The following is a 10441-nucleotide window of genomic DNA, read 5'->3' as shown; positions in this document are numbered from 1 at the left end:
ACCGCCAGCACCCGGTCCCCGGCGGCCTGCGCGGCCGACAGCCGCTTGAGGACGAGCACGCCGCAGCCCTCGGACCAGCCGGCCCCGTCGGCCCCAGCGGAGAAGCTCTTGCACCGCCCGTCCGGAGCCATGCCCCGCATGCGCGAGAACTCCACGAACAGGGACGGCGTCGACATCACGGTCACACCACCGGCCAGCGCGACGTCGCACTCCCGCTGGCGCAGCGCCGTCACCGCCAGGTGCAAGGCCACCAGCGACGACGAACACGCCGTGTCCACCGTCACGGCCGGACCCCGCAGCCCCAGCGAGTACGAGACCCGGCCCGACAGCACACTGCTCGCCCTGCCGGTGTTGACGTATCCGTCCTGGTCCCCGAGGCCGTGCCCCAGGCTGCCGTAGTCGCCGTTCATCGTGCCCAGGTACACGCCGGTGTTGCTGCTCTCAAGGGCTTCGGAGCGGATGCCGGCGCGTTCGAGGGCTTCCCAGGAGGTTTCCAGGACCACCCGCTGCTGCGGGTCCATCGCCCGTGCCTCGCGCGGCGGAATCCCGAAGAACCCGGCGTCGAACTCCTCGACGTCCCGGAGGAATCCGCCCTCGCGCGCGTAGCTCTTCCCGACGGCCTCCGGATCCGGGTCGTACACGTCCCAGCCGTCCCGCGACGGGAAGCCCTCGATCGCGTCCCCGCCCGAGGACAGCAGCTCCCAGAACTCCTCCGGTGTCGCCACCCCGCCCGGCAGCCGGCACGCCATCGACACGATGGCGACCGGTTCGGTCAGTTGCGCCTCCAGATCGGTCGCCCGCCGCTTGAGTTCCCGGATCGCGGGCAGGGCGAGTTCCAACCGATTCTGTTCAGACATCAGGCATTCCTTCCAAGAAGTGCACGGCGTGGAAGCTTCTAGAGTTCGAGGAGAGCGTCGAGCTCGGCGCCGATCTCGGCGACCGACCGGGCCGGTGCCGGCGCGTCCGGGTCCGATGGCGACTCCGGTTCCGGCGCCGTCCCGGATTCCGGAGCGATCCCCATGAGCCGCATCAGCAGATCCGCGATGTCCGCCGGGGTCGGGTGGTCGAAGGCGAGACTCGCGGGCAACGGGACCTCGGTGGCGCTCGTGAGCCTGCGCCGCAGCTCCATGGCCATCAGTGAATCGAGGCCGAGGTCCTTCAGTACGGCCTTGCTCCTGAGCGCTCCGGGGCCGGGCAGCCCCAGTACGACGGCGACCTCCTCCAGCACCAGCCTGGTGACCGAGGCGGCCTGCTCGTCCGGCGTCCGGCCCTGCAGGCGCCGCCGCAGCCCCGCGCCCGCGGGGTCGTTGCCGGCGCGGCGGAGGGACGGCCGGACGAGTCCCCGCAGCAGCGCCGGGGGTTCCCCTTCCAGCGCGGCGAGGTCGAGCCTGACGGGGACGAGGTTGCCGTCCGGCGAGCGCAGCGCGCGGTCCAGCAGCCGCAGGGCCTTGGCGACGGGCAGCGGCGCGATTCCTTGCCTGCGCAGGCGCCCCAGTTCCGCCTCCGCGAGGTGTGCGGTCATTCCCGAGCCCGCTTGCTCCCACAGCCCCCAGGCCAGACTGGTCCCACCGCTGCGGGCGGCGAGGGCGTCCAGATAGGCGTTGGCCGCCGCGTACGCGCCCTGCCCGGCGGAGCCGAGGGTTCCGGAGACCGAGGAGAAGAGCACGAACGCCGACAGGCCCAGATGCCCGGTGAGTTCCGCCAGGTGCGCGGCCCCGTCGACCTTGGGGGCCAGTACCGTGCGCAGGCGCCGCTGGTCGTAGTCGAGCAGCAGGCCGTCGTCGATCACGCCCGCGAGGTGCAGTATCGCCGACCAGTTGTCCACCGAGGACAGTACGCCGGCCACCTGGGTGCGGTCGGTGACGTCGCAGGCCAGCACCCGGACGGATCGTGCACCGGCTTCGGTCAGTTCCGCGATCAGGCTCCCGGCTTCCGGGTTCTCGGGGCCGCTGCGCGAGGTCAGCACCAGGTCGCGGACCCCGTGCTCGGTCACCAGGTGCCGGGCGACCGCCCTGCCGAGTTCGCCGGTGCCGCCGGTGATCAGCACCGTTCCGTCGGCCACGGCGGCGGTGGGCGCACCGGCGGCGCCTGCCGCGGTCAGCCGGGGCGCCAGGATCTCCCCGTCCCTGACGGCGAGTTCCGGTTCGCCGGTCACGGACAACGCCGACAGCAGGGTCGCCGCGTCGATCCGGTCGCAGTCGACGATCCGGATGGCCGCCTCCGGGTGCTCGCGCCGCGCCGCCCGCAGCAGCCCCCACAGGGGTGCCTGGGCGAGGCCGTGCACGCGGTCCCCGGGGCGGGCGGCGACGCTGTCCCTGGTGATCCACACGAGCTCGGTGTCCTCGCGGGGCAGCAGCCGGCGCAGCAGGTCCAGCGCGTGCGCGGTCGACTCGTGGGCGGCGGCGACACCCTCGGGACTCCCGGTGGCGTCGATGAGGATCCGGCGCGGGCCGTCCCCGGTGACCTCCTCGGCCGGCGTCACCCCGAGGACCTCGGACACCGCACCCCGGCCCAGGACCCGCACCGGTTCCGGAACCGAGGGCACGTGCGGCACGGGCCGGAAGACCACGCGGTAGAGGTCGGGGACGGAGAGGGCGGCACGCAGCAGATCGGCGCCGACCGGACGCAGCCGCAAGGCGCCGACGTACGCCACCGGCGCCCCGGCGGGGTCGGTGATCGCGGCCCGGATCCCGTCGTCCCGGACGTCGACCCGGACGCGGAGCTCGGTGGCTCCCGTGGCGTACAGGCGGACGTCGGTGAACTGGAAGGGGAGCTGGGCCTCGGCGGAAGCCGGTACCACCGCGCGCATCACCTGCAAGGCCGCGTCCAGCAGGGCCGGGTGCACACCGAATCCGCCCGCCTCGCCGGCCGGCAGCCGGACCACACCACAGGCGGTCCGGTCCTGACCGCGCAGTTCGGCCACGCCGTGGAAGGCGGCGCCGTAGTCGACGCCCTGGGCGGCGAAACCCTCGTAGAAGCCGGCGAGGTCCACGGCGGGCAGCGCGGGCATCGACCAGTCGACGGGCTCCGCACCGAACGCGTCCACCAGCACACCCTCGGCGTGGGTGTTCCAGGCGCCCGAGCCGTCCACCTTGCTGTGCAGGGTCACCGGTCGCCGTCCGCCTTCGGCGGGGCCGACCCTGACCTGCACGTGTGCCGCGTCCTCCAGCACCATCGGCCGCGACAGGGTCAGCTCGCCGACACCGGCCGCTCCGGCCTGGCCGGCCGCGGTCAGGACCATGTCCAGCAGCGCGGTGCCGGGTACGACGACGGTGTCGAAGACCACGTGATCGGCCAGCCAGGGCTGGGACGACGCCGACACCCGGCCGGACAGCACCCAGCCGCCGTCGGCCAGTTCGGTGATCTCCGTCAGCCAGGGGTGCCCGGCGCCGGAGGTGTCCAGCCAGAAGCGCTTGCGCTGGAAGGCGTAGGTGGGAAGGTCGACGCGGCGACGCCGCTCGCCGAGGAGCGAGGGCCAGTCCAGCCCGGCACCCGCCGTGTGTGCTCTGGCGACCGCCAGGGTCAGTGCCTCGGGTCCGGACCGGTCCGGGCGCTGGGTCGGGACCACGACGGCGTCGCGGTCCAGGCAGTCCTCGATCATGGCGGCAGGTGTTCCGTCGGGGCCGATGTCCAGGAACCTGGTGACGCCTTCGCCGAGCGCGGTGCGGATTCCGTCGGCGAACCGGACCGGTTGCCTCACCTGGCGCACCCAGTGGTCGGGACCGCAGGCGGTGACGATCCGCCCGGTCAGGTTCGTCACGAGCGCAATGCGCGGCGGGTGGAAGACGAGTCCTTCGGCCACGCTCCGGAACTCGTCGAGCATGCCGTCCATGTGCGCGGAGTGGAAGGCATGGGACACGTTGAGCCGCTTGGTGCGGCGTCCGGTGAACCGCCCGGCCACCTCGTCCACGGCGTCCGCGTCACCGGCGATCACCACGGACTGCGGCCCGTTGACGGCGGCGAGAGCGACCCGCGCGGACAACAGCGGTGCGATCTCCTGCTCGCCGGCCTGAACGGCGAGCATCACGCCGGTGTCCGGCCGGGCCTGCATCAGCCGGCCTCGGGCGGCGACCAGCGCGCAGGCGTCCTCCAGGGAGAGAACGCCCGCCACGTGTGCGGCGGCGAGCTCGCCCACGGAGTGTCCGAGAACCACATCGGGTGTGACACCCCAGCTCTTCAGGAGCCGGAACAGCGCCACTTCGAAGGCGAACAGCGCGGGCTGGGTGAACTCGGTACGGCGCAGTGCGTCCGGGTCGTCGATGACCTCGGCGAGCGGAAGGCGCAGGTGCGGGTCGAGTCCGGCGCAGATCTCCTGCCATGCGGAGGCGAACACCGGGTACGCCTCGCGCAGGTCGGCTCCCATGCCCGCACGCTGGGTTCCCTGCCCGGCGAAGACGAACGCCGTCCGGCCGTCACCCGCCGACCCTTCGACCACCGACGCCGGGGACTCTCCCCGGGTGATCGCCCGCAGCCCGGCGAGCAGGTCGGTGGTGTCCCGGCCGACGACGACGGCGCGCTCCTGGAAGGACGTCCGCGAGGTGGCCAGGGAGAACGCCAGGTCGGCCGGGTCCGTCTCGGGATGCGTCCCGACCCGGACGGCCAGCCGGGACGCCTGCTCGCGCAGGGCTTCCCGGGTCCGCGCGGACAGGGCCCAGGGCAGCAGCCCGGGGCGGGGGCCGGCCACCGGGTCCCCGGCCTCGTCCCCGGCCCCGGCCTCGGCGGCCTGCTCGAGGATCAAGTGGGCGTTGGTACCGCTGATACCGAACGAGGAGACGCCCGCGCGCCGGAGGCCGTCACCGTCCCAGGCCACGGGGTCCGTGGCCAGTCGCAGGGAACTCGTCGACCAGTCGACGTGGCGGGAGGGGGTGTCGGCGTGCAGGGTGCGGGGCACCATGCCGTTGTTCATGGCCAGCACCATCTTGATCACGCCGGCCACGCCCGCCGCCGCCTGGGTGTGTCCGATGTTGGACTTCACCGAGCCCAGCCACACCGGCCTGCCGGAGGCCCCATAGGTGGCCTGCAGGGCGCGTGCCTCGATGGGATCGCCCAGCGTCGTGCCGGTGCCGTGGGCTTCCACGACGTCCACGTCGGAGGCTTCGAGCCCCGCCGCGGCGAGGGCCTTGCGGATGACCTGCTGCTGCGCACGGCCGTTGGGGGCGGTGAGCCCGTTGGAGGTGCCGTCCTGGTTGACCGCGGAACCCCGGATCACGGCCAGGACCGGATGCCCGTTGCGCCGCGCGTCGGACAGCCTTTCCAGCAGCAGCAGTCCGCTGCCCTCGGCCAGTGCCGTGCCGGCGGCGCCGTCCGAGAAGGCGCGGCAGCGCCCACCGGGGTCGAGGCCGCGCTGCCGGCTGAACCCGACGAACAGGCGCGGCGTGGCCATCACGGTGGCGCCACCGGCGACGGCCATCGTGCACTCACCCCTCGACAGGGCCTGCGCGGCGAGGTGGATGGCCACCAGCGAGGCCGAGCACGCGGTGTCCACCGTGACCGACGGCCCCTCCAAGCCGAGGGCGTAGGAGACGCGGCCGGAGACCACGCTGGCCGCGCTGCCGGTGAGCCCGAACCCCTCGGAGCCGTGGGGAGTGCCCAGCGACGCATAGTCCTGGCCGTTGGTGCCGAGGTAGATCCCGGTGTCACTGCCCCTCAGCGAGTCCGGCGCGATCCCGGCCCGCTCCAGCAGCTCCCAGGATCCCTCCAGGAGGATCCGCTGCTGCGGATCCATGGTCAGCGCCTCGCGGGGGCTGATTCCGAAGAACTCCGGGTCGAATTCGGCGGCGGCCACGAACCCGCCTTCCCGGGTGTAGCTGGTGCCGGGGTGGTCCGGGTCCGAGTGGTACAGCGCGGAGAGGTCCCAGCCCCGGTCCTCGGGGAACGGCGTGATGGCGTCGCCCCCGTCGGCGAGCAGCCGCCAGAAGCCTTCCGGATCGCGTACTCCGCCGGGGAACCGGCAGCTCATGGCGACGATGGCGATGGGCTCCGCCGAACTCTCGGGGGCGGATGCCGGGGTGCTGGCGGTGATGCCGGCCGGGGCGAGTTCGGTGAGCAGGTGTGCGGCGAGCTGCGCGGGCGTGGGGTGGTCGAAGATCAGCGTCGCGGGCAGCCGCAGCCCGGTGGCCACGCCCAGCCGGTTGCGCAGCTCGACCCCGAGGACCGAGTCGAAGGCGAGTTCCTTGAAGGTGCGCCCGGCGTCCACCGCGTCGGGGGCCGCGTGACCGAGCACGAGGGCGGTCTGCGCCCTGACCTCGTCGAGTACGGCGCGCGCCCGGCTGTCCGGGGGGAGTTCGGCCAGGCGCTGCCGGAACGCGGGTGCGGCGACGGCCGAGGCGTCCCGGCCGTCGGGCAGATCGGCGAGCAGGGCGCTCGGACGGGTGGCCGTGAACGCCGTACGGAACCGGTCCCAGTGCACGTCCGCGACGGTGACGCAGGGTTCCGGGCGTGCCACGGCCCTGGCCAGGGCCAGCAGTGCCAGGTCCGGTGCCATGGTGGGTACGCCGTGACGGTCGAGGACCTCCTTCACCGGCCCCCGCGCCATTCCGTCCCCGGACCACGGACCCCAGGCCACCGAGGTCGCGGGCAGTCCCTGCGCGCGGCGCAGCACGGCCAGGCCGTCCAGGTAGGCGTTGCCGGGCGCGTAGTTGCCCTGGCCCGGGACCCCGACGGTCGCGCCCCACGAGGAGAAGAGCACGAACGCGTCCAGCTCGCCGGTCAGTTCGTGCAGGTTCCACGCGCCTTGCGCCTTCACCCGCAGCGCCGCGTCGACCTGGTCGAGGGTGAGGTCCTGGACGAGTCCGTCGTGCAGTGCTCCGGCGGCGTGCACCACCGCGCGGGGCCGGGTTCGCTCGATGACCGCGCGGAGCGCTTCCCGGTCGGCGACGTCGCAGGCGACGATCTCGACCCCGGCCCCGAGCCGGCGGAGTTCGGTGGTGAGGGCCTCCGCCCGAGGGGCGTCCGGCCCGCTCCGGCTGACCAGCACGAGGTGTTCGGCGCCCTGGCCGGCCAGGGCGCGCGCAACCTCGGCGCCGAGCGCGCCCGTTCCGCCGGTGATCAGGACCGTTCCGCGGGGACTCCAGTCGCGGGACGGACCGGCGGTGGCGCGTACCAGGCGGCGGCCGTACGGGACGGAACCCCGGATCGCCACCTGGTCCTCGCCGTGATCGCCGGTCAGCATCCCGGCCAGTACCGCACCGTCGTACGGGGAGGCCAGGTCGATCAGACCACCCCAGCGCGCGGAGTGTTCCAGGGCGACGACCCTGCCCAGCCCCCACACCAGGCCGGCGTCCGGGGCGACCGGTTCGTCGGCGACCGCGACGGCGCCCCGCGTCACGCACCACAGCGGGGCGGTGACCTCGGCGTCGCCCAAGGCCTGCACGGCGGTCAGGGTCGCGGCGTAGCCGGCGGGAACCGCCGGATGTCCGCTGTGCGGGCCGTCCTGCGCGGCCGCCAGACAGAGCACTCCGTCACAGGTCGCGCCGCGCAGGCGCGCGGCCAGCGCGGCCCGGTCGAGGCCGGGTTCGATCTCCAGGACAGTGAGGCGCAGCCCCTGTCCGGTCAGGGTCTCGACCACCGAGCGCGCCCACGCGTCGCCTGCGGGCGCGAGGGCCAGCCAGTCTCCCCGGCGGACCGCGGCGGGTACGGGGACCTGCTTCCAGCCGACCTGGTACTCCCAGTTGTCCACGACGGACTCCGCGGTGCGCCGCCTGCGCCAGGAGGCCAGGGCGGGCAGGACGGGAGTGAGGGCGTCCCGGTCCACCCGCAGGGTCCGGGCCACCTCGTCGAGGTCCTCCCGGCCCACCGCGTCCCAGAACGGCGAGTCCTCCGTACTCCCGCCACCCGTCGCCTCGGCGTCGATCCAGTACCTCTGGTGCTGGAAAGGGTACGTGGGCAGGTCCACGGCGTCCGCCCGCTCGAAGGCCCGGCTCCAGTCGACGTCCACGCCGCTGGTGTAAGCCTCGGCCAGAGCCGTCAGGAACCGGTCGCCCTCCTGCCTGCGCAGCGTTCCGACGGTGCACACGTCGGCGCTCTCCTCCACGCCCATGGTGAGCACGGGGTGCGGAGTGCATTCGATGAACACCCGGTGGCCCTCTGCGGCCAGCGCGCGCACGCACGCGTCGAGTTCGACCGTGGAGCGCAGGTTCCGGTACCAGTAGCCCGCGTCCAGGGTCGCGCTGTCGATCCGGCCGACGTCGACGGTGGAGAAGAAGCCCTCCACACCGGGACGCGGCCGGATCCCCGCCAGTTCGGCGAGGATGTCCTCGCGGATCGCCTCCACCTGCGCCGAATGGGAGGCGTAGTCCACCGGGATGCGCTTGGCCCGGATTCCCTCGGATGCGCAGTGCGTGATCAGCTCGGTGAGCGCCTCGGGTTCGCCGGAGACCACGGTGCTCCCGGGGCCGTTGACGGCGGCCACCGACAGCCGGCCCGGCCACCGCGTGATCAGCTGCCGCGCGTCGGACCGCGAGCACACCAGCGAAACCATGCCGCCGCGGCCCGCCAGACCGCGACGGATGGCCTGAGCGCGCAGCGCCACCACGGCCGCCGCGTCCACGAGGGACAGGGCCCCGGACACGCACGCCGAGGCGATCTCACCCTGCGAGTGCCCGAGCAGGACCTCCGGCTCGACGCCGAAGTGCTCCCACAGCCGCGCCAGTGAAACCATCGTCGCCCACAGGGCGGGTTGCACGACGTCCACCCGCTCCAGGGCGTCCGCATCCCCGATCACCTCGGTGAGGCTCCAGTCCACGAAGGTGCCCAGCGCCGCTTCGCACTCCGCGAACCGCTCGGCGAAGACCGGGGAGGATCCGAGCAGGTCGGCGGCCATTCCCGCCCACTGGGCTCCCTGCCCGGCGAACATCAGGACCGGACCTTGCCCTCGGCCGGATCCGACGACCAGGTTCGGCGCCTGGGCTCCGGAGGCGAGCGCCTCCAGTCCGCGGATCAGGTCCGTGGTCTCGTACCCCAGCACGACGGCCCGGTGCTCGTGGTGGGCGCGGGTGGTGGCCAGGGAGAAGCCGACGTCGGCGGCCGAGAGGCCGGGGCGGGCGGCCAGGTGGGCGCGCAGACGGCGGGCCTGTTCCCGCAGGGCCGGTTCGGAGCGCGCCGACAGCACCCAGGGAACCCGCGCCGGCCCGGCGGGTTCCCGGGCAGCGGCGGTTTCCGTCGGCGGCCCGGCCAGCGCGAGGTGGGCGTTGGTGCCGCCGTAGCCGAAGCTGCTCACTCCGGCCAGGCGCGCTCCCTGCGGCCACGGCTGCCGGCGCGTGACCACGGCCAGGTTCGCCGCGTCGAAGTCGATGTCCGGGTTCGGGTGCCGGAAGTGCAGGCTGGGGGGCAGTTCGCCGTGGAAGAGGGCCAGGGAGGTCTTGAGCACACCGAGCACCCCGGCGGCCGGCTCGAGGTGGCCGAAGTTGGTCTTGGCCGACCCGATCCGCAGCGGTTCCTTCCTGCCGTGGCCGAACACGCTGCCCAGTGCCGCCGCCTCGATCGGATCGCCCCGGCGGGTCCCGGTGCCGTGGGCCTCCACGTAGGACACCAGGCCGGGGGCTATGCCCGCCTCCCGCCATGCGGAGCGCAGCACCTCGGCCTGTGTCTCGGCGCCCGGAGTGGCCAGGCCGTCGGTGGTGCCGTCGTTGTTCACGGCGCTGCCTCGGATCAGCGCGTAGATCCGGTCGCCGTGCCGCCGGGCGTCGGCGAGCCTGCGCAGCACGACCACGCCGCATCCTTCGCCCCGTACGTACCCGTTGGCGTCGGCGTCGAACGCGCGGCACTGCCCGTCGGGATTCTGGGTGCCGAACTTGTCCATCGCCACGGTGGTGTGGGGGTGGAGGATGAGACTGACACCGCCCGCCAGCGCGAGGTCCGACTCTCCCGACCGCAGGCTGCGGACCGCCTGGTGAACGGCGACCAGGGAGGAACTGCATCCGGTGCCGATCGACATCACAGGGCCGCGCAGGCCGAGGGCGTAGGCGATGCGGGCCGGGATGATCGAGGTGTCCGTACCGATGGCCGTGTGCGTGCGGATCTCGCTGGGGGACGCCCCGGTGGCGAGGTGGTACTCCTGCCACATGGTCCCGAAGAACACGGAGGTGGCCGACTCGGCGAGCCGGTCGGCCGGGATCCTGGCATCCTCCACCGCGGCCCAGGCGACCTCGAGCGCCAGCCGCTGCTGCGGATCCATCTGACGGGCCTCGGCGGGCGAGATCCCGAAGAACTCGGCGTCGAACCCCGCGACGTCGTCCAGGAACCCACCCCACCGGGTCGTCATCTTGCCCGGTGCCGAGGGGTCGACGTCATGCCAGTCATCGGCTCGCCACCGCTGCGGGGGGACCTCGCTGATGGCGTCGATCCCGTCCAGCAGGCCCTGCCAGAGCGCCTCCGGGGAGTCGATCCCGCCGGGGAGACGGCAGCCGAGTCCGATGACGGCAATGTCGTCAGCGTTCATCAC

Annotated in this window: 2 protein-coding genes; both read right to left on the bottom strand. The window is 73.5% G+C overall.

What is annotated here, in order from left to right; translation table 11 throughout:
- Positions 1-839, bottom strand: an 839-nt coding sequence (locus ACZ6I1_RS33360; protein ID WP_469292724.1) for a beta-ketoacyl synthase N-terminal-like domain-containing protein, incomplete at its 3' end; no start/stop codon positions are given.
- 56 nt (positions 840-895) lie between these two features.
- Positions 896-10438: a type I polyketide synthase gene (locus tag ACZ6I1_RS33355; protein ID WP_469292722.1), complete on the bottom strand. Its 9543-nt coding sequence runs from the start codon at positions 10436-10438 to the stop codon at positions 896-898.
- Between the last annotated feature and the right edge of the window lie 3 nt (positions 10439-10441).

This window comes from Streptomyces sp. NPDC046303, assembly GCF_055588085.1.
This window is presented reverse-complemented; position numbering and strand designations above follow the sequence as displayed.